This is a genomic window from Oerskovia sp. Root918, assembly GCF_001428945.1.
Classification (GTDB): Bacteria; Actinomycetota; Actinomycetes; order Actinomycetales; family Cellulomonadaceae; genus Oerskovia; species Oerskovia enterophila.
This window is the reverse complement of the sequence record NZ_LMJG01000014.1, coordinates 198,864-216,767: the sequence shown is the minus strand read 5'-3', so window position 1 is coordinate 216,767 and position 17,904 is coordinate 198,864. Positions and strand designations below refer to the sequence as shown.

General features: G+C 75.0%; 17 protein-coding genes and 1 riboswitch. Of the genes, 15 read left to right on the top strand and 2 right to left on the bottom strand.

Annotated elements, in window-relative coordinates:
- Positions 1–41 precede the first annotated feature (41 nt).
- The 11 genes from ASE27_RS14770 to hisG all read left to right on the top strand — a co-directional run bounded on the left by ASE27_RS14770 (position 42) and on the right by hisG (position 12,196).
- The gene (locus tag ASE27_RS14770) at positions 42–2,390 is read left to right on the top strand and encodes a primosomal protein N' (protein WP_056651972.1); all 2,349 of its coding nucleotides are present in this window, start codon (positions 42–44) and stop codon (positions 2,388–2,390) included.
- The gene (locus tag ASE27_RS14765) at positions 2,387–3,058 is read left to right on the top strand and encodes an HAD family phosphatase (RefSeq protein WP_082608959.1); all 672 of its coding nucleotides are present in this window, start codon (positions 2,387–2,389) and stop codon (positions 3,056–3,058) included. Before ASE27_RS14770 ends, ASE27_RS14765 begins: the two co-directional genes overlap by 4 nt.
- A 110-nt stretch (positions 3,059–3,168) precedes the next feature.
- A complete protein-coding gene (gene fmt / locus ASE27_RS14760) occupies positions 3,169–4,122 on the top strand; it encodes a methionyl-tRNA formyltransferase (protein WP_056651970.1) in 954 nt (317 codons plus the stop codon).
- Positions 4,119–5,759, top strand: a complete 1,641-nt coding sequence (locus ASE27_RS14755; RefSeq protein ID WP_056651967.1) for an RsmB/NOP family class I SAM-dependent RNA methyltransferase — start codon at positions 4,119–4,121, stop codon at positions 5,757–5,759. The genes fmt and ASE27_RS14755 overlap by 4 nt, the downstream gene beginning before the upstream one ends.
- A gap of 97 nt (positions 5,760–5,856) precedes the next feature.
- A complete protein-coding gene (rpe, locus tag ASE27_RS14750; protein WP_056651964.1) occupies positions 5,857–6,519 on the top strand; it encodes a ribulose-phosphate 3-epimerase in 663 nt (220 codons plus the stop codon).
- Between the two features lie 152 nt (positions 6,520–6,671).
- Positions 6,672–6,797, top strand: a riboswitch (FMN riboswitch).
- A 112-nt stretch (positions 6,798–6,909) separates the two neighbouring features.
- Positions 6,910–8,187: a bifunctional diaminohydroxyphosphoribosylaminopyrimidine deaminase/5-amino-6-(5-phosphoribosylamino)uracil reductase RibD gene (gene ribD, locus ASE27_RS14745; RefSeq protein ID WP_056651960.1), complete on the top strand. Its 1,278-nt coding sequence runs from the start codon at positions 6,910–6,912 to the stop codon at positions 8,185–8,187.
- Positions 8,187–8,882 carry a riboflavin synthase gene (locus tag ASE27_RS14740; RefSeq protein WP_056651957.1) on the top strand — a complete coding sequence of 232 codons (696 nt, stop codon included), beginning with the start codon at positions 8,187–8,189 and terminating at the stop codon, positions 8,880–8,882. The genes ribD and ASE27_RS14740 overlap by 1 nt, the downstream gene beginning before the upstream one ends.
- Positions 8,879–10,309 (top strand): 3,4-dihydroxy-2-butanone-4-phosphate synthase, encoded by a 1,431-nt coding sequence (gene ribB / locus ASE27_RS14735; RefSeq protein WP_082608958.1) that lies wholly within the window; start codon positions 8,879–8,881, stop codon positions 10,307–10,309. The genes ASE27_RS14740 and ribB overlap by 4 nt, the downstream gene beginning before the upstream one ends.
- Positions 10,306–10,773 carry a 6,7-dimethyl-8-ribityllumazine synthase gene (ribH, locus tag ASE27_RS14730; RefSeq protein WP_056651954.1) on the top strand — a complete coding sequence of 156 codons (468 nt, stop codon included), beginning with the start codon at positions 10,306–10,308 and terminating at the stop codon, positions 10,771–10,773. Before ribB ends, ribH begins: the two co-directional genes overlap by 4 nt.
- A gap of 111 nt (positions 10,774–10,884) precedes the next feature.
- Complete coding sequence (locus ASE27_RS14725) at positions 10,885–11,148, top strand: phosphoribosyl-ATP diphosphatase (RefSeq protein WP_056651951.1); 264 nt, start codon at positions 10,885–10,887, stop codon at positions 11,146–11,148.
- A 193-nt stretch (positions 11,149–11,341) separates the two neighbouring features.
- Positions 11,342–12,196 (top strand): ATP phosphoribosyltransferase, encoded by an 855-nt coding sequence (hisG, locus tag ASE27_RS14720; protein WP_056651948.1) that lies wholly within the window; start codon positions 11,342–11,344, stop codon positions 12,194–12,196.
- 186 nt (positions 12,197–12,382) lie between these two features.
- On the opposite strand, the gene ASE27_RS14715 is transcribed toward hisG, so the two are convergent.
- Positions 12,383–12,916, bottom strand: a complete 534-nt coding sequence (locus tag ASE27_RS14715) for a GNAT family N-acetyltransferase (protein ID WP_056651944.1) — start codon at positions 12,914–12,916, stop codon at positions 12,383–12,385.
- 112 nt (positions 12,917–13,028) lie between these two features.
- Between ASE27_RS14715 and ASE27_RS14710 the strand changes: the two genes are divergently transcribed.
- The gene (locus ASE27_RS14710; protein ID WP_056652307.1) at positions 13,029–13,508 is read left to right on the top strand and encodes a PH domain-containing protein; all 480 of its coding nucleotides are present in this window, start codon (positions 13,029–13,031) and stop codon (positions 13,506–13,508) included.
- Positions 13,509–13,656: 148 nt separating this feature from the next.
- Here the strand turns inward: ASE27_RS14710 and ASE27_RS14705 are convergent, their stop codons facing one another.
- Entirely contained in the window at positions 13,657–15,567 is a 1,911-nt protein-coding gene (locus ASE27_RS14705) for a DEAD/DEAH box helicase (RefSeq protein ID WP_056651941.1), read from the bottom strand.
- Positions 15,568–16,039: 472 nt separating this feature from the next.
- On the opposite strand from ASE27_RS14705, the gene ASE27_RS14700 reads away from it, so the two are divergent.
- The 3 genes from ASE27_RS14700 to ASE27_RS14690 are packed head-to-tail and all read left to right on the top strand — an operon-like array spanning position 16,040 to position 17,903.
- Positions 16,040–16,645 (top strand): CDP-alcohol phosphatidyltransferase family protein, encoded by a 606-nt coding sequence (locus ASE27_RS14700; RefSeq protein WP_056651938.1) that lies wholly within the window; start codon positions 16,040–16,042, stop codon positions 16,643–16,645.
- Positions 16,642–17,574 (top strand): DUF881 domain-containing protein, encoded by a 933-nt coding sequence (locus ASE27_RS14695; protein ID WP_082608956.1) that lies wholly within the window; start codon positions 16,642–16,644, stop codon positions 17,572–17,574. The genes ASE27_RS14700 and ASE27_RS14695 overlap by 4 nt, the downstream gene beginning before the upstream one ends.
- A complete protein-coding gene (locus tag ASE27_RS14690) occupies positions 17,571–17,903 on the top strand; it encodes a small basic family protein (protein WP_056651935.1) in 333 nt (110 codons plus the stop codon). Before ASE27_RS14695 ends, ASE27_RS14690 begins: the two co-directional genes overlap by 4 nt.
- The last annotated feature ends 1 nt before the right edge of the window (position 17,904 follow it).

Here is a 17,904-nt window from a genome sequence, read left to right as displayed (position 1 = left end):
GCGGTTCGCCCGGTGTGGGTGGCGCGTGCTGAGATAGGGCGATGACCAGCCAGGACACCGCTAGCGAGGACGCGGGCGAGCAGCTCACGCTGCTCCCCGCTCCCGAGGCGGCTCCGCGGGCTGCGCGGTCCCCGGGCAAAGGGGCACGCCCGGTGGGGGCGCTCGAGCTCTCGAGCGACCTGCCCGTCGCACGCGTGGTCCTCGACCTGTCGCCTCACCACCTGGACCGCACGTTCGACTACCTGGTCCCGGCCGCGATGGCCGCGGGCGTCCAGCCCGGGGTCCGCGTCAAGGCGCGGTTCGGGCCGCAGGAGGTGGACGGGTTCGTCCTGGCCCGGGCCGAGCACAGCGACCACGACGGCCGTCTCGTGCCGCTCAAGCGCCTCGTCTCTCCCGAGCAGGTGCTCACCCCGCAGGTCGCGCAGCTGTGCCGCACGGTCGCGGACCACTACGCGGGCACCCTCTCCGACGTCCTGCGCCTCGCGATCCCACCGCGTCACGCGCGGGCGGAAGCGGCGCCGTCGAGCAACGAGCCGGTCGTCCCGGACGCCCCGGCTGACCCGAGCGCCGGCGCCCCGGGCCCTGCGAGCGCCCCGGAGCCCGCAGCGCCCGGCGCCCGTGCGGGTGCACGTAACCTCGCGGCGCCCGTGGAGGCAGTGGACGCGCCTGCGGGCCCGGCGCGCCCCTCCGAGTGGGCCCCCTACCGCGGCGGCGCCGCGTTCCTGAACCACCTGGTCGGCGGGTCGGGCCCGCGCGCGGTCTGGACGGCCCTGCCGGGCCGCGTGGCCGACGGCGTGCCCGTCCAGGGCGCCCGGGCCGCGGGCGGGCGCGGGGCAGGCGACGAGGACCCGGCGCAGGCCGTCCAGCACTGGGCACTGGCCCTGGCCGAGGCCGTGCGCGCGACCGTGACGGGCGGGCGCGGGGCGCTCGTCGTGCTGCCGGACGCGCGGGACGTCGACCAGATGGCGCGCGCGCTCGAGCTCGCCGGCTACACGGCCCGCACGGCGCGCCAGGACGGGCAGTTCGTGCGGCTCACCGCGGACGAGGGCCCCTCGCCGCGCTACCGCAGCTTCCTCGCGGCGCTGCGGGGCGAGGTACCGATCGTGATCGGCACGCGGGCCGCGGCGTTCGCGCCCGTCCAGGACCTGGGCCTCGTGGCGTGCTGGAACGACGGCGAGGAGACCCTCGCCGAGCCCCGCTCGCCCTACCCGCACGCGCGTGAGGTCCTCGCGCTGCGCAGCGAGCTGGAGGGGGCCGCGTTCCTGCTCGGCTCGGTCAGCCGCACGGTGCAGGCCCAGGCGCTGCTCGAGTCGGGCTGGGCCCGGGAGGTCGCGGCGCCGCGCGAGGTGCTGCGCGCGCGGGCCCCGCGGGTGCGGGCGCTGACGTCGGTCGAGCTCGCGTCGGAGGGGGCTGGGGCCGCCGCGCGCCTGCCGAGCGCGGCGTGGCGTGCCGTGCGGGACGCGCTGGGCGCCGGGCCGGTGCTGGTCCAGGTCCCGCGCGCCGGGTACATGCCCGTGGTGGCGTGCGCCCGCTGCCGCACGGCCGCGCACTGCGGCACGTGCCACGGGCCGCTCATGCTGCCCGGGCCCGGGGCCCCGCCGCAGTGCGCGTGGTGCGGGGCCCTGGCCGGGGCGTGGTCGTGCGACGAGTGCCACTGGACGGGCCTGCGCTCGGTGCGCGTCGGGTCGGGTCGCACGGCCGAGGAGCTCGGCCGCGCCTTCCCGGGCGTGGCGGTGCGCGTCTCGGGGGCGAGCGCCCCGGGCGGGGTGATCGCCGCCGTCGGGCCGCGCCCCGCCGTGGTCGTGGCGACCCCGGGTGCCGAGCCCGTGGCCGAGGGCGGCTACGCGGCCGCGCTGCTGCTCGACGCGGCGCTGAGCACCGCGCACGTGGGGCTCGCGGTCGCCCAGGACGCCCTGCACCGCTGGCTCGCGGCCGCGGGCCTGGTGCGCTCGGCGCGCGAGGGCGGCCAGGTGCTGCTCGTGGGCGACGCGGCCCCGGGGCCCACCAACGCCCTGGTGCGCTGGGACCCGGCGGGGTTCGCGGACCGCGAGCTGGCCGAGCGCCGCGAGCTCGACCTGCCGCCCGCGGTGCGGGTCGCCGCGGTCACGGGGGACCGGCAGGCCGTGGACGCGGTCGTCGCCCGGGTGGGCCTGGCGGACGCCTCGACGACGCTCGGGCCCGTGGAGGTCGCCGAGGCCGCGGGACGCCCCGCGCGCGGCGGCCCGGCGCGCGACCCGTCGCTGCAGCCGCCCGTGCGCACGATCGTGCGTGTGCCGCTGCGCGAGGGGCGCCGGCTCGCGCGCGAGCTCTCGGCCTCCCTCGCGGTGCGCTCGGCGAAGCGAGAGGGTGGGACCGTCCGCGTCCAGCTCGACCCCAAGGAGATGTTGTGAACCCCGCCACGCCCCCGACCCCGAGCACCGACCCCGGGGGGAGCGCACCCGCCCCCGTGATCGACACCGTGCTCTTCGACTTCGGCAACGTCCTGGTGACGTGGGACCCGTACGCGGCCTACGAGGGACGCATGGCCCGCGCCGACGTCGAGGCCTTCTTCGAGGCCGTCGACTTCCCCACGTTCAACGCGCGTCAGGACGCGGGCCGGTCCTGGGCCGACGCGCGCCGCGAGCTCGCCGAGCACCACCCCGAGCACGTGAGCACGCTCGACGTGTACACCGAGAACTTCGCGGCGAGCCTCGTGGGGCCCGTGCCCGGCACCGAGGAGGTCGTGCGCGAGCTGCGCGCGCTCGGCGTCCGGCTGTACGGGCTCACGAACTGGTCCGCGGAGATGTTCCACGAGGCCGAGCCCGCCGCCCCGGCGGTCGGGCTCATGGAGGACGTCCTGGTCTCGGGGCGCGTGGGGCTCGTCAAGCCGGACCCGCGCATCTTCGAGGTCGCGGCCGAGCGCTTCGCCCTGGACCCCGCGCGCACGCTCTTCGTCGACGACTCCGTGGCGAACGTCACGGCCGCCCGGGCGCTGGGCTTCCGGACGCTGCGCTTCGAGCACGTCGAGGGGCTGCGCGCGAGGCTGCGAGAGCTCGGCGTCCAGGTCGCCGCGGCCTGATCCGCGCCCTGACCCGGCCCGGGCGCCGACGCCGCACCGGGCCCCGCGCACCGCCCGGTCCGGGCCAGCGCCGTCCCTGCCCGCAGGGGTGCACCGCCTAGACTCGCCCCATGCGTGTGCTCTTCGCCGGAACCCCGGAAGCGGCCGTCCCGGCCCTCGATGCCCTGATCGACTCCCGGCACGAGGTGGTCGCCGTCCTCACCCGCGCCGACGCGCCCTCGGGCCGCGGCCGCAAGCTGACCCCGAGCCCCGTGCGGGTCCGGGCCGAGGAGGCCGGGATCCCGGTCCTCACCGACTGGCCCCGCGGCGCGGAGTTCGTCGCCCGGCTCGAGGCCCTCGAGATCGACTGCGCACCCGTCGTGGCGTACGGGCAGATCCTGCGCCGCGAGGTGCTCGACGTGCCCCGCTACGGCTGGGTCAACCTGCACTTCTCGGTGCTGCCCGCCTGGCGCGGCGCAGCCCCCGTGCAGCGCGCGATCATCGCGGGCGACGAGGTCACCGGCGCCACGACCTTCCTCCTCGAGGAGGGCCTGGACACCGGCCCCGTGCTGGGCACCGCGACCGAGACCATCCGCCCCCGCGACACCGCGGGCGACCTCCTGGGACGCCTGGCGACCTCGGGGGCCGGCCTGCTCGTGGCCACGCTCGACGCGATCGAGGACGGCGTGGCCTCCCCGGTCGCCCAGCCCGCCGAGGGCGTCAGCACCGCCGCCAAGCTCCTCCCGGAGGACGCGCACGTGCACTGGGCCCACCCGGCGCTCGCGATCGACCGTCAGGTGCGCGGCTGTACGCCCGCACCCGGCGCCTGGACCACGCTGCCCGACGGCGCCCGCCTGGGCCTGGGACCCGTCGCGCCGCGCCCCGACGTGCAGGACCTGGCCCCCGGCGAGCTGCGCGCCGGCAAGCGCGAGGTCCTCGTGGGCACCGGCACGCACGCGGTCGCGCTCGGCGAGGTCGCCCCCGTGGGCAAGAAGCACATGGCCGCGACCGACTGGGCCCGCGGCGCCCGCCTGGGCGACCACGTCGTCCTGGGGACCCCCGACGACACGAAGGACCACGCATGAGCGGCGAGGCACGCACCCCCGGAAGCCCCCAGCGCGGCGGGGGCACCGGACCCGACCGGCCCGGCGGCGACCGCCGCGACGCCCAGGGCCGCGAGCGCGGCGCGGCCCGCGCCCGGGGCGCGGGCCAGCGGTCGGAGTCGGCGCCCTCCCAGCGGGCCAAGGTGACCGACCCCGCGCGCAACGTCGCGTTCGACGTCCTGCAGGAGGTCGCGTCCTCCGACGCCTACGCGAACCTCGTCCTGCCGCCCCTGCTGCGCGTGCGCGGCATCCGCGGGCGCGACGCGGCCTTCGCGACCGAGCTCGCCTACGGCACCCTGCGCCTGCGCGGGCGCTACGACGCGATCGTCTCCCGGTGCGTGGACCGCCCGCTCGACCAGGTCGACCCGAACGTGCTCGACCTGCTGCGCCTGGGCGCCCACCAGCTCCTGGGCATGCGCGTGGCCCAGCACGCGGCCGTCTCGGAGACCGTGGGCCTGGCCCGCGCCCGCGCCGGGGCGGGCAGCGCCCAGTTCGTCAACGCGGTCCTGCGCAAGATCTCGCGCTCGACCCTCGAGGAGTGGCTCGAGGTCATCTCCGCCGACGCGCCCGACGACGTCACGCGCCTCGCGATCACCCAGTCCCACCCCGTGTGGATCGCCCGCGCCATGCGCGAGGCACTGGTCGGCACGGGACGCTCGGCCGACGACCTGGCCGAGCTCCTCGAGGCCGACAACACCGCACCCCGGGTGACCCTCGTCGCGCGCCCCGGACTGGTCAGCCGCGAGCGCCTCGCGGGCGAGGTCACGCACGACGTGCGCGGGGACGCCACCACGGCCCCCGGGCGCTGGGCGCCCACGGCCCTGGTCCTGTCCGGCTCGGACCCGGCCGCGATCCCCGCGGTCCGCCACGGGGCCGCGGGCGTCCAGGACGAGGGCAGCCAGCTCGTGACCCTCGCGTTCGCCGCGGTGCCCACGCTGCCCAGCGTGCCCGAGCACACCACTGCAGGCGCCGGCACCGGTGGGACGGCGGGCGACCTGCCCGACGGCGCAGCCAACCCCGACGAGCGCTGGCTCGACCTGTGCGCGGGCCCCGGCGGCAAGGCCGCGCTCCTGGCGTCCCTCGCGGGCGAGCAGGGCGCACGCATCGTCGCGAACGAGGTCGCCCCGCACCGGGCCCGCCTGGTCGAGCAGGCGCTCGCGGCCGTGCCGGCGGACGCGGTCGAGCGCGTGCAGGTGGGCGACGGCCGCCGGGTGGGGGTCGAGGAGCCCGGCGCGTACGACCGCGTCCTGGTCGACGCGCCCTGCACCGGTCTGGGGGCGCTGCGCCGGCGCCCCGAGTCGCGCTGGCGCCGCACCCCCGGCGACATCGCGACCCTCACGACGCTGCAGCGCGAGCTCCTCGGCTCGGCCCTGGACGCCGTGCGCCCCGGCGGCGTCGTCGGGTACGTCACGTGCTCCCCGCACCTCGCGGAGACCCAGCTCGTGGTCAAGGACGTCCTGGCCGGGCGCGACGACGTCGAGGTCCTCGACGCGGCCGCGGCCGTGCGGCAGGTCGCGGGGGACGACATCCCCCTCGCGGACCGCACCGACGTGCAGCTGTGGCCGCACGTGCACGGGACCGACGCGATGCACCTGACGCTGCTGCGCCGTCGGGCCTGAGCGCTGCCGTCCGCGGCCGGGCCGGGTGGTGAAGGCCACCCGGCCCGGCCCTTCCGCGTTCCCGCACGCGGAGCGGGTGCACTCTAGGCTGGTGCCCATGTCCGCACTCATCGCCCCCAGCATCCTGTCCGCCGACTTCGCGAACCTCGAGCGCGACCTGGGCGCGATCGCGACCGCCGACTACGCGCACGTCGACGTGATGGACAACCACTTCGTGCCCAACCTGACCCTGGGCCTGCCGATCTTCGAGCGCCTGGCCCAGGTGTCCCCGGTGCCGATCGACGCGCACCTGATGATCGCCGACCCGGACCGCTGGGCTCCCGGCTACGCCGAGGCCGGCGCCGCGTCCGTCACCTTCCACGCCGAGGCCGCCACGGCCCCCGTGCGCCTGGCGCGCGAGCTGCGCCGCCTGGGCTCGCGCGCGGGCCTCGCGCTGCGCCCCGCGACGTCGGTCGAGCCGTTCCTGGACCTGCTGCCCGAGTTCGACATGCTCCTGGTCATGACGGTCGAGCCGGGCTTCGGCGGCCAGTCCTTCATCGACGGCACGCTGCCCAAGATCCGCCGTATCCGCGACGCCGTGTCCGAGGCCGGCCTCGACGTGTGGATCCAGGTCGACGGCGGCGTCTCGCGCGCCACGATCGAGCGCGCAGCCGAGGCCGGGGCCAACGTGTTCGTCGCGGGCTCGGCGGTCTACGGGGCGGAGAACATCCCCGAGGAGATCGCGGCCCTGCGGGCGCTCGCGGAGGGCCACGCGCACTGACGTCGTTCACATCGGTCCAGCCCGCGGGACGGGCAGGTCCGCGTGCCCGCCGTCGAACGCCGGTGTGGCATGCTGGGTGGAGACGAGAAGCCGGGCCCGGCGCGCACCTTCGGTGGGCGGGGTCCGGGCTCGACAGCATGAGCAGTACGCACACACGTGCTCCGGGGTCGGTGTAATTCCGAGCCGGCGGTGACAGTCCGCGACCCACGCCTCGGCGTGGTTGACCTGGTGGAACTCCAGGACCGACGGTGAAAGTCCGGATGGGAGGAAGTACGTGGCGGCGCGGGGCGGAGCCCTGTGCCGTGGTGTCGTGACGTCCGTGGACCCTCGGGTCCCGTGGCGTCCGCCACCCCTCACCCCGGAGCGTCGTGCTCACCGGGAGGAGGACGTATGGGCGCCAGGCCCACCCTGACGATCGACGCCGCGATGGTGCGCGCGCTCGAGCTGGCCGCGCGCGGTCCGGCGCACGGCCCCAACCCGCGCGTGGGCTGTGTCCTGCTGGGGGCCGTGCCCCGCCCGTTGGACTCCCTGCCCGACGGCGCCGCTCCCGGACCCGTGGACGACGCACCCCGGGCGGTGCTCGCCGAGGGCTTCCACCGGGGCGCGGGCACCGCGCACGCCGAGGCCGCTGCCCTGGCCGACGCCCGCGCGCGCGGCGTGGACGTGCGCGGCGCGACGGCCGTGGTGACGCTCGAGCCCTGCAACCACACCGGACGCACCGGGCCCTGCGCCCAGGCGCTGCTGGACGCGGGCGTGGCCGAGGTCGTCTACGCCGTGGGCGACCCGAACCCCGTCGCCACCGGGGGCGCCGAGCGCCTGCGCGCGGCCGGGGTGCGCGTCGCCGCGGGGTTGCGCGAGGCCGAGGGCGAACGGCTGCTCGGCCCGTGGCTGGTCGCGGTGCGCCGCGGGAGCCCGTACGTGACCCTCAAGCTCGCCTCGACCCTGGACGGGCGCGTGGCGGCCCCCGACGGCACCTCGCGGTGGATCACCGGTCCGGTCGCGCGCGCGCACGCCCACCGGGTGCGCGCGCAGGTCGACGCGATCCTCGTGGGCACCGGCACGGTCCTGGCCGACGACCCGTCGCTCACGGCGCGCACACCGGTCGCCTCGCCCGCGAGCGCCGCTCACGGTGACGAGCGTGCGGCCGGGCCCGAGCACGAGCTCGCGGAGGATCGGCCGGTGACGGCAGGTGGTGGGGTGGTCGGGCCCGAGCCCGGGCTTGCCGACCATCAGCCGGTGAGGGTCGTCGTCGGGCTCCGTGACCTTCCGGCGCACGTGCGGCTCGCTCCGGGCGGGGCCTGGAGGGCCGACGGCGGCGGGCCCGTGCTGCACCTGCGCACGCGCGACGTGCGGGCCGTGCTGGCCGACCTGGGCGCTCGCGAGGTGCGTCACGTCCTGGTCGAGGGCGGGCCCGGCCTGGCGACCGCGTTCCTCGCGGCCGGGGTGGTCGACGAGATCCACGCCTACCTCGCCCCCGTGCTGCTGGGGGCGGGCCTGGGTGCGGTGGGCGACCTGGGCGTGAGCACGCTCGCGGGCGCTCCCCGCTTCACCACGCACGACGTGCGCCGCCTGGGCGAGGACGTCCTGGTCGTGGCCCGCGCCTCACCCGCTGCCCCCGCACACCATCCGAGCACCGTCCCCAGCACCACCCCCGAACAGGAGAGCTGATGTTCACCGGAATCGTCGAAGAGATCGGTACGGTCCGCGAGATCGCGTTCCCGGGCGGTCAGGAGTCCGACGCGGTCCTGACCGTGCACGGCCCCCTGGCCACCTCGGACGCGCACCTGGGCGACTCGATCGCGGTCAACGGCGTGTGCCTGACAGTGACGGGTGTGGGTCAGGACGGCACGTTCACGGCCGACGTGATGCCCGAGTCGCTGCGCCGCACCGCGCTCGGCGACCTGGCCGCCGGGTCGCCGGTGAACCTCGAGCGGGCCGTGCGGGCCGACACGCGCCTGGGCGGGCACATCGTCCAGGGCCACGTCGACGGCGTCGGCGAGCTCGTGAGCCGCACGCCGGGCGACCGGTGGGAGGATCTGGTCCTGTCCGCGCCCGCGGGCCTGACCCGCTACGTCGCGGAGAAGGGCTCGATCACGGTCAGCGGCGTCTCCCTGACCGTGACGCACGTGGGCGAGACGACGTTCGGCGTCTCGCTGATCCCCACCACGCTCGAGGCCACGATCCTGGGCTCGCTCGTGCCGGGCGACCGGGTCAACCTCGAGGTCGACGTGATCGCGAAGTACGTCGAGCGCCTGCTCGGCGCCCGCGAGCCCCACCGGGACGGCGCCTCGGGCGCGAGGACCCCCTCGACCGCCACCGACCTGCTCGGCACGAGCGCAGCACAGGAACGGGCACCGCGATGAGCACCCTCCCGGGCAGTGAAGAACCCGCCGTCCCCGCCTCGGCCCCGCACGTCGACCCCGTGCGCACCGGCACCATCGAGGAGGCCCTGGACGCGATCCGCGCGGGGCGCCCCGTCCTGGTCGCCGACTCCCCGGACCGTGAGAACGAGGCCGACGTGATCTTCGCGGCCCGCACCGTGACCCCCGAGTGGGTCGCGTGGACGATCCGTCACTCCTCGGGCTACCTGTGCGCGCCCATGCCGGCCGCGCGCGCCGACGCCCTGGACCTGCCGCTCATGGTCCCGCACAGCCAGGACCCGCGGCGCACGGCGTACACGGTCACGGTCGACGCGGCCACGGGCGTGACCACGGGCATCTCCGCGGCCGACCGGGCCCGGACCCTGCACGTCCTGGCCGACCCCGCCTCGGGCTCGGGCGACCTCATCCGCCCGGGGCACGTCCTGCCCCTGCGGGCCGTGCCGGGCGGGGTGCTGCACCGTGCCGGGCACACCGAGGCCGCGGTCGACCTGGTGCGCCTGGCCGGGGCGGGCGAGGTCGGGGGGATCGCCGAGCTCGTCAACGACGACGGCACCATGATGCGGCTCGACGACGCCGCGCACGCCGCCGCGGAGGCGGGCCTGGTCCTCATCACCATCGCGGACCTCATCGCCTGGCGCCGCGAGCACGACCCCGTCGTGCCCGAGCACGAGGCCGCACCGAGGGCCACGCCCCGCGTGCAGGCCACGAGCGTCGCCGACCTGCCCACCGCGCACGGGCACTTCCGCGTCCATGGCTACCGCGACCTGCGCACGGGGGCCGAGCACGTGGCCCTGGTGCCCGTGGCGGTGCCCGCCGGGGGAGGGGGCGCCGTCGACCCGGGTCCGGGTGGCGCGGGCGCGTCACCGCTCGTGCGCGTGCACTCCGAGTGCCTGACCGGGGACGCGTTCGGGTCGCTGCGCTGCGACTGCGGCCCCCAGCTGCAGGCCTCCATGGAGCGCGTGGCCGCCCAGGGCGGGGCCGTGGTGTACCTGCGCGGGCACGAGGGCCGCGGGATCGGCCTGCTCGCCAAGATCGGCGCCTACGAGCTCCAGGACGCGGGCTTCGACACCGTGCAGGCCAACCTCGAGCTCGGCTGGCCCGTGGACCGGCGCGAGTACGGGGCCGCGGCCGCGATCCTCACCGACCTGGGCCTGGACCACGTCACGCTGCTGACGAACAACCCGGCCAAGGTCACGGGCCTGGCCGCGCACGGCATCGACGTCGTGGACGCCCACCGGCTCGAGGTCGGGCACGGCGAGCACAACCACGGGTACCTCATGACCAAGAAGGTCGCGATGGGCCACCTCCTGGACACCCTCGAGATCACGCCCGAGCCGACCACCGTCCCCGGGCCCGTACCGACCGACCCCACCAGCACACCCACCACCACCGAGGAGAGCGACCGATGAGCGGCGCAGGAGCACCCCAGATCACCGTCGACGGCACCGGGCTACGGGTCACCGTGGTCGCCGCCAGCTGGCACACCGAGGTCATGGACGGCCTCCTCGCGGGGGCCCGCCGGGCGCTCGCGGCCGCGCACGTCACGCACGTCAAGGAGATCCGGGTCCCGGGCTCGTTCGAGCTGCCCGTGGCCGCGGCGCGGGCGGCCGAGCACGGCGCGGACGCGGTGATCGCGCTCGGCGTCGTGATCCGCGGGGGGACCCCGCACTTCGAGTACGTGTGCTCGGCCGCGACCACGGGCCTGACGGACGTCTCGGTGCGCACGGGGGTCCCGGTGGGCTTCGGGGTCCTCACGTGCGACGACGAGCAGCAGGCGCTGGACCGTGCGGGGCTGCCCGGATCGCGCGAGGACAAGGGGGCCGAGGCCGTCGAGGCGGCGATCGCGACCGTCGTGGCGCTGCGCGACCTCTGAGGTCTCGTCCGGCGGGTCGTCGGCGGGCCCGTCGGCCGGGCGCGGGACCGATGGGTGACCGGTGGGCGGGACGGTTGGGCCCGCCGGTCACGGGGCGACTACCCTGGTCGGGTGAAGACGTTCGAAGGGCTGTTCGCCGAGCTCACCGAGAAGGCCACCACCCGACCCGCCGGTTCCGGCACGGTTGCGGAGCTGGATGCCGGTGTCCATGCGATCGGGAAGAAGATCGTCGAGGAGGCCGCCGAGGTATGGATGGCGGCCGAGTACGAGGGTGACGACAAGACGGCCGAGGAGGTCTCCCAGCTCCTGTACCACGTGCAGGTGCTGCTGCTGGCTAAGGGCCTGACCCTGCAGGACGTGTACAAGCATCTGTGAGCCCGGCCAGGTCCGGGTCCAGGGGGAGGCGCACGGGGGCTCAGGCACCCGGGTCGCTTCCCTCACGCATGTCCGTCGTCCGCAGTCGTCCACCGTCCGTCCCTGCGTGCCGGCCGTCGCCGGCGCACCGACCGGGTGATCGGTCGTCCTGACCGCCCCGTTCCCCGAACTCCCCAAGAAACGCGAGGATCTCGTGCTCCGCATCGCCGTTCCCAACAAGGGCTCCCTGTCCGAGCCCGCCGTCGACATGCTCCGCGAGGCCGGCTACCGCCAGCGCCGCGACACCCGTGAGCTCGTGCTCGCGGACCCGGACAACGACGTCGAGTTCTTCTTCCTGCGCCCGCGCGACATCGCGGTGTACGTGGGCACCGGCACGGTCGACGCCGGCATCACGGGCCGCGACCTGCTGCTCGACTCGGGGGCCGCGGCCGTCGAGCACATGCAGCTGGGCTTCGCGGGCTCCACGTTCCGCTACGCGGCCCCCGTGGGCACCATCAAATCCCTCGACCAGGTCGAGGGCCTGCGCGTGGCCACCTCCTACGAGGTCCTGGTGGAGAACCACCTGCGCGCCAACGGCGTCACGGCCTCGGTCGTGCACCTGGACGGCGCGGTCGAGTCCGCGGTCCAGCTCGGCATCGCCGACGTCGTCGCGGACGTCGTGTCCACGGGCACGACCCTGCGCGGGGCGGGCCTGGAGGTCTTCGGCGACCCGATCCTGAAGTCCGAGGCCGTCCTGATCCGCCCGGCCTCGGTGAGCGACGACGCGGTCTCCGCGGGCCTGGAGACGCTCACGCGCCGCCTGCTGGGCGTCCTCACGGCCCGTCAGTACGTCCTGATGGACTACGACGTGCCCGCACACCTCGTCGAGGCCGCGGTGGCCCTCACGCCCGGCCTGGAGTCCCCGACGGTCTCCCCGCTGCACGACCGCGACTGGGCGGCCGTGCGCGCCATGGTGCGCCGCGACCAGACGAACAAGCTCATGGACGCCCTCTACGAGGTCGGGGCACGCGCGATCCTCGTGACCTCGATCCACGCCTGCCGCCTCTGAGGCCACGGGCCACCCTGCCCGGCGACCGTTGCCCGGTGCCTCGACGCGTCGTCCTCGCGCGGGGGTCACCGGGCATCGTCGTTCCCGGATACCCCCGCAGCCCCGGCCGGGCCTGGTGAGCGCCCGGGGCGCCCTGCGCACGAGCCGGTGAGAGCGCACGAGCGCGGGGTCCGCCCCCCGCGGCGCTCAGCGCCCCGGGCGCTCGTCGCTCGCCAGCACCTGGTACATGGCGTGGTCCTGCCAGCGGCCCGCGATCTGCAGGTAGCCCGGGGCCAGGCCGTACCGGGTGAACCCGTTGCGTTCGAGCACACGCTGCGAGGCGGTGTTGTGCACGAGGGTCTCGGCCTGCACACGGTGCAGACCCAGCGGCCCGAACGCGTGGTCGACCATCTCTCCCACGGCCGCGGTCGCCAGGCCCCGCCCGTTGTGCGCCTCGTCGACCCAGTAGCCCAGCGCGCACGAGCGCAGGGCCCCCCGCACGATCCCCGAGGCGATGATCCAGCCGACGACCCGCCCGTCCTCGGTCACCACGACCCGGGCCGCGACGTTCCCGGCACGTTCCTGCGCGAGCGCCGCGGCGACGCTCGCGTGCTGGCCCGCGAGCGTGAACCACTCCTCGGGGCGCTCGGGCTCGAACGGGGCGAGGAACTCCCGGTTGGTGCGCAGGAGGTCGGCCAGGGCCGAGGCGTCGTCGGGGTGCAGGGCACGGGTGGTGGGCACGCCCCATGGTCCCTCACCCGGCGGCCGCGTCCCGCGACGAGGTCACGGGGTGGACCGAGGCACCCGCGCGCCGGGCGTCGACCCGGCCTCGAGCACGGGGGAGGATGGAGGCGTGAGCAGCCACGTCGCACCGGCCGCCGGAGACCTGCCCGGCGACCCCTACGCCCCCTTCCGGCCCCGCTGGGGCACCGCGGTCGCCTACACGGCCGCGGTCGTGATCCTGGCCGGGTGCACGTTCGTCGCCCTGGTCGCCACCGGGCCAGGAACCGACTCGGGGTGGAACAAGGCCGCCACCATCGGCGTCGGGGCGTTCTGCGCGCTGATCCTGTGGCGCCTGGGACAGGTCCGGGCCACCGTGACCCCCGAACAGCTCACGGTCCACAACATCCTCTTCACCCGCCGCCTGGAATGGGCCGAGGTCCTCTCCGTGCGCTTCGGCCCCGGCGACCCCTGGGTGCGCCTGGACCTCTCCGACGGCAAGGCGCTCGCGGTCATGGGCATCCAGCGTGCGGACGGGGCGCGGCGCAGCGAGGAGCAGGCCGCCCGCCTCGCGGCCCTCGTCCAGGCCCTGGGCGAGGCGCCCGAGGACTGACGCGGCGCCGTCGGGCGTCCCGCAGCCCGGCCCCCGCTCCCGTGCGCACCGCCCCGGGTCCCGGGAACGCGTGAGGGCCCCCGGAACCTGACGGTTCCGGGGGCCCTCACGTCGTGCTCAGCGGCCCGAGGTCAGGCCGAGCGAGAGATCAGCGCTCACCCGTGCGGTAACGGGGAGCCTTGCGCTCGCCGCCACGCTCGGGACGCTCGTCGTAGCGACCGGCCGGGCCGTGGCCCGAGTAGCCGCCCGAACGGGGAGCGGAGCCACCGGCACGGGGGGCACGGCCACCCTGGGGCGCGCCCTGGTCGACCTGGATGCGCAGCGACTTGCCGGCGACTCGCGCCCGCGAGATGCGGTCGATCGTGGCCGAGTCGAGCGGCGTCGCGATGTCCACCAGCGAGAAGCTCGGGAAGATGTCGATCTTGCCGAGGTCCTTGCCGTTGAGGCCACCCTCGTTCGTCAGGGCCCCCACGATGCCCGACGGCTGGGCGCCGTGCGTGTGCCCGACGGCCAGGCGGTACCGGGTGCCCACGGCGTCGCGGCGGATGCCACGCTCGCCGCCACGGCCACCCTCACGCGGACCGCGGGAGTCACGGTCACCGTAGGGACGCGACTCGCGCTCACGGCGAGCGTTCTTGGCCTCGGCGCGCTGCGCCTCGAAGAGCTCCTGCTCCTCGCGGGCCTTGGGGCCGTCGTCGCCGACCGACAGGGCGACCAGCACGGCCGCCAGGTCGATGGGGTCCACGTCCGACTCGGCGACGTACGCCGCGACCAGGTCGCGGTACATCGACAGGCGACCGGCAGCCTGACGCTCGGCCACCTGACCCAGGATGCGGCGCGCCTTGTGCGCGGACACGTCCGCGGGGGAGGGCACGTCGACCTCCTCGAGCGTCGCGCGGATCGTCTTCTCGATGAACTTCAGACGGTTGCGCTCGCCCGGGGTCACGAAGCTCAGGGCCTCGCCCGTGCGCCCGGCACGGCCCGTACGACCGATGCGGTGCACGTACGCCTCGGGCTCGCCCGGCAGGTCGAAGTTCACGACCAGGCCGATGCGGTCCACGTCCAGGCCGCGCGCCGCGACGTCCGTCGCGACCAGCACGTCCAGGGCGCCCGAGCGCAGGCGCTCGACGATCTTCTCGCGGTCCTTCTGCGCCACGTCACCCGAGATCGTGGCCGCCGAGATGCCGCGCTCGACGAGAGCCGAACCGACCTCCTCGGCCGCACCACGGGTACGGGTGAAGACGATCGCCGCGTCGGCGTCCGAGGTCGCGAGCACCCGCACCAGGGCACCGGTCTTGTGACGGAACGGCACCACCGAGTACGTCTGACGCACCGACGTGACCGTCGAGGACTGACGCGTGACCGCGATCTCGACCGGGTCGTTCAGGTGCTGGGCGGCCACGCGACGGATCGGGGCCGGCATCGTCGCGGAGAACAGGGCGACCTGACGCTCACGCGGAGCCTGGCCGAAGATCTTCTCGACGTCCTCGGCGAAGCCCATGCGCAGCATCTCGTCGGCCTCGTCCAGGACCAGGTAACGGATGTCGTCCAGCACCAGGCTGCGACGCTCGAGGTGGTCCATCACGCGGCCAGGGGTCCCGACGACGATCTGGGCGCCACGCTGCAGCGCACGCTGCTGAGGCTGGTAGGGGGAGCCGCCGTAGACCGCGACGACCTCGATGCCCGGCACGTGCTTGGCGAACGACTCGATCGCCTCGGCGACCTGCATCGCGAGCTCACGCGTCGGAGCCAGGACCAGGCCCTGGACACGACCCAGGTTCGGGTCGATCGCAGCCAGCATCGGCAGACCGAACGCGGCCGTCTTGCCCGTACCGGTCTGGGCGACGCCCGTGATGTCACGCCCCGAGAGCAGTGCAGGGATCGCCCGCTCCTGGATGGCGGAAGGAACGGTGAAGCCCAGGTCCGTCACGGCCTGGAGGATGTTCGTGGGCAGACCGAGGTCCGCGAACGTGGGGCCCGACTGCTCGGCAGGAGCCGGCGTCTGGGCCGCCTCGACCTGGTCCTGGGCGTACGAGGGCGCAGAGGTGTCAAGAGACATAGAGATGTGTTCAACCGTTTCGCTGAGGGTGGGAGTTACGCGTGGTTGCCAAGTCGGCTCTCCACTGGCCGCACTCCCGAACACACACCGGTGACTCGCCCGCGCTAAGAAGCGGCGGGCCACACTCACACGAACACGCGGGAACAGCGACGAACTCCAGATTGTGCTGCCAGTCTACGCGACGCCCGTCCCCAGCAGGGGCCCGAGCCCGGTGACCTCCACCACAAGCCCCCGGAACGCCAACGGACGCAGACGAAACCAGCACACGCACAACGCCCCGTGCCCGCGCCGAGTTCCACATCGCCGTTGTCACACACACCACGTCCCACACAAAACATGCCAAACCCGGAAGAACACCCCGAGCAACACCGTAAATGCCCCACCACACCGCCCCCACGCCCCTAGGATGACCACCCGTAGGATGAAGGCGGACAAGCGATGCGCAAGACGCAGTGAGCAACGGACGGTGGGCGTGGCAGCAGGGCAAGAGGTCAGCTCGCGCATCCTCACCATCCCCAACGCCATCAGCTTCCTCCGGCTCGCCCTCGTCCCCCTCTTCGCCGTCCTCATCGTCCGCGGCGACGACGCCTGGGCGCTCGCGGTCCTGGCCATCTCCGGGGCGTCGGACTGGCTCGACGGCGTCCTCGCACGCCGCCTGAACCAGGTCACCAAGCTCGGGCAGATGCTCGACCCGGCAGCCGACCGGCTCTTCATCTTCGTGACCCTCCTCGGCCTCGCCTGGCGCGACGTCGTGCCGCTGTGGCTCGTGCTCGTCATCGTGGCCAGGGACCTGACGCTGCTGGCTCTGCTGCCGGCGCTCACACGCCGCGGCTACGGCCCGCTGCCCGTGAGCTTCGTCGGCAAGGCTGCGACGTTCGCGCTGCTCTACGCCTTCCCTCTGCTCCTGCTCGCCGAGAGTCCCGGTGCCCTGGGGGCCACGGCCTCGATCATCGGCTGGGCGTTCACCTGGTGGGGAGTCGGTCTCTACTGGCTCGCCGGGTTCCAGTACGTCCGCCAGACCCGGCAGCTCCTCGCTCCCAGCCACCGCCCCGACCCTCAGGACACGGCCGCAGGATGACCCACGCACCTCGCAACGACGCGCCCGCTCCCCGCCGCCCCCCGCGGGTCGACGCCTCGATGACCTTGCTGACCGAGGTCATGGACCGCCCGCTCGACCCCGGCTACGCCGAGGCCGCCGCGCGCCGCGCGACCGGGCAGGAGCAGTCGAAGGGCCCTCGCACCTGGCTCCTGGTCGTGACGCTGGGCGTCCTGCTCGGCTTCGTCACGACGACGGCCACGGTCGACCTCAGGGCTCCCCAGGGGTCCGCGATCGCCGCCCGACAGGTCCTCGAGGACGAGATCACCGACCGCCGGGAGGCCGTCGACGACCTCGCCGCACGCGCCACGGCCCTCAGCGAGGAGACCGAGGCCCTCCAGACCCAGGCGCTCTCCGACATCGACCCCGCCCTCCTGGAGTCGCTCAAGGTCGACGGCGTGACGAACGGTTCGATCGCCGTGACGGGACCGGGGATCGTCGTGACGCTCAAGGACGCACCGGCGGGGCTCGGGGCGTCCGACGAGGACTCGTTCCAGAAGAAGGTCCAGGACATGGACCTCCAGCACGTCGTCAACGGCCTCTGGGCCTCGGGAGCAGAAGCGATCGCGATCAACGGGCAGCGTCTGACCCCGCTCAGCGCCGTGCGCAGCGCGGGCGAGGCGATCCTCGTGGACCTCCAGCCCCTGATCGGCCCGTACCGCGTCGAGGCGATCGGAGATCCCGACACCCTCGAGACCACGTTCGCCCGGTCGGCCGCGCAGGACTACCTGATGACCATCAGCCAGGCCTGGGGCATCCAGCAGAGCCGCGTCGCGCAGAGCAAGCTCTCGCTCCCCGGGAACGGGGTGCAACGCCTGTACTACGCGCACGCCGTAGACTCCACCGCAACCGGGGGCGACGAGCCCGCGGGCACCGACAGTTCACCCGCAGAGCAGGAGAGCACGGAATGATCGCAGTCGTCGGACTGGTCCTGGGCGTCGTGGCGGGGCTCGTGCTCCAGCCCACCGTGCCCGTAGCGCTCCAGCCCTACCTGCCCATCGCGGTGGTCGCCGCGCTCGACGCTCTCTTCGGCGGCCTGCGCGCCATGCTCGACGGTCTGTTCGACGACAAGGTCTTCCTCGTCTCGTTCCTGTCCAACGTCGTCGTCGCGGCGCTCATCGTCTTCCTCGGCGACCAGCTCGGCGTGGGCACGCAGCTCTCGACGGGCGTCGTGGTCGTCCTCGGCATCCGCATCTTCTCCAACGCCGCTGCCATCCGCCGGCACCTGTTCAAGGCGTAGG

What these genes read in the sequence shown, in the direction of transcription:
- ASE27_RS14770 (WP_056651972.1), top strand. Translation starts at nt 42, where the DNA reads ATGACCAGCCAGGACACCGCTAGCGAGGACGCGGGCGAGCAGCTCACG.
- fmt (WP_056651970.1), top strand. Translation starts at nt 3,169, where the DNA reads ATGCGTGTGCTCTTCGCCGGAACCCCGGAAGCGGCCGTCCCGGCCCTC.
- ASE27_RS14755 (WP_056651967.1), top strand. Translation starts at nt 4,119, where the DNA reads ATGAGCGGCGAGGCACGCACCCCCGGAAGCCCCCAGCGCGGCGGGGGC.
- rpe (WP_056651964.1), top strand. Translation starts at nt 5,857, where the DNA reads ATGTCCGCACTCATCGCCCCCAGCATCCTGTCCGCCGACTTCGCGAAC.
- ribD (WP_056651960.1), top strand. Translation starts at nt 6,910, where the DNA reads ATGGGCGCCAGGCCCACCCTGACGATCGACGCCGCGATGGTGCGCGCG.
- ASE27_RS14740 (WP_056651957.1), top strand. Translation starts at nt 8,187, where the DNA reads ATGTTCACCGGAATCGTCGAAGAGATCGGTACGGTCCGCGAGATCGCG.
- ribB (WP_082608958.1), top strand. Translation starts at nt 8,879, where the DNA reads ATGAGCACCCTCCCGGGCAGTGAAGAACCCGCCGTCCCCGCCTCGGCC.
- ribH (WP_056651954.1), top strand. Translation starts at nt 10,306, where the DNA reads ATGAGCGGCGCAGGAGCACCCCAGATCACCGTCGACGGCACCGGGCTA.
- ASE27_RS14705 (WP_056651941.1), bottom strand. Translation starts at nt 15,567, where the DNA reads ATGTCTCTTGACACCTCTGCGCCCTCGTACGCCCAGGACCAGGTCGAG.
- ASE27_RS14695 (WP_082608956.1), top strand. Translation starts at nt 16,642, where the DNA reads ATGACCCACGCACCTCGCAACGACGCGCCCGCTCCCCGCCGCCCCCCG.
- ASE27_RS14690 (WP_056651935.1), top strand. Translation starts at nt 17,571, where the DNA reads ATGATCGCAGTCGTCGGACTGGTCCTGGGCGTCGTGGCGGGGCTCGTG.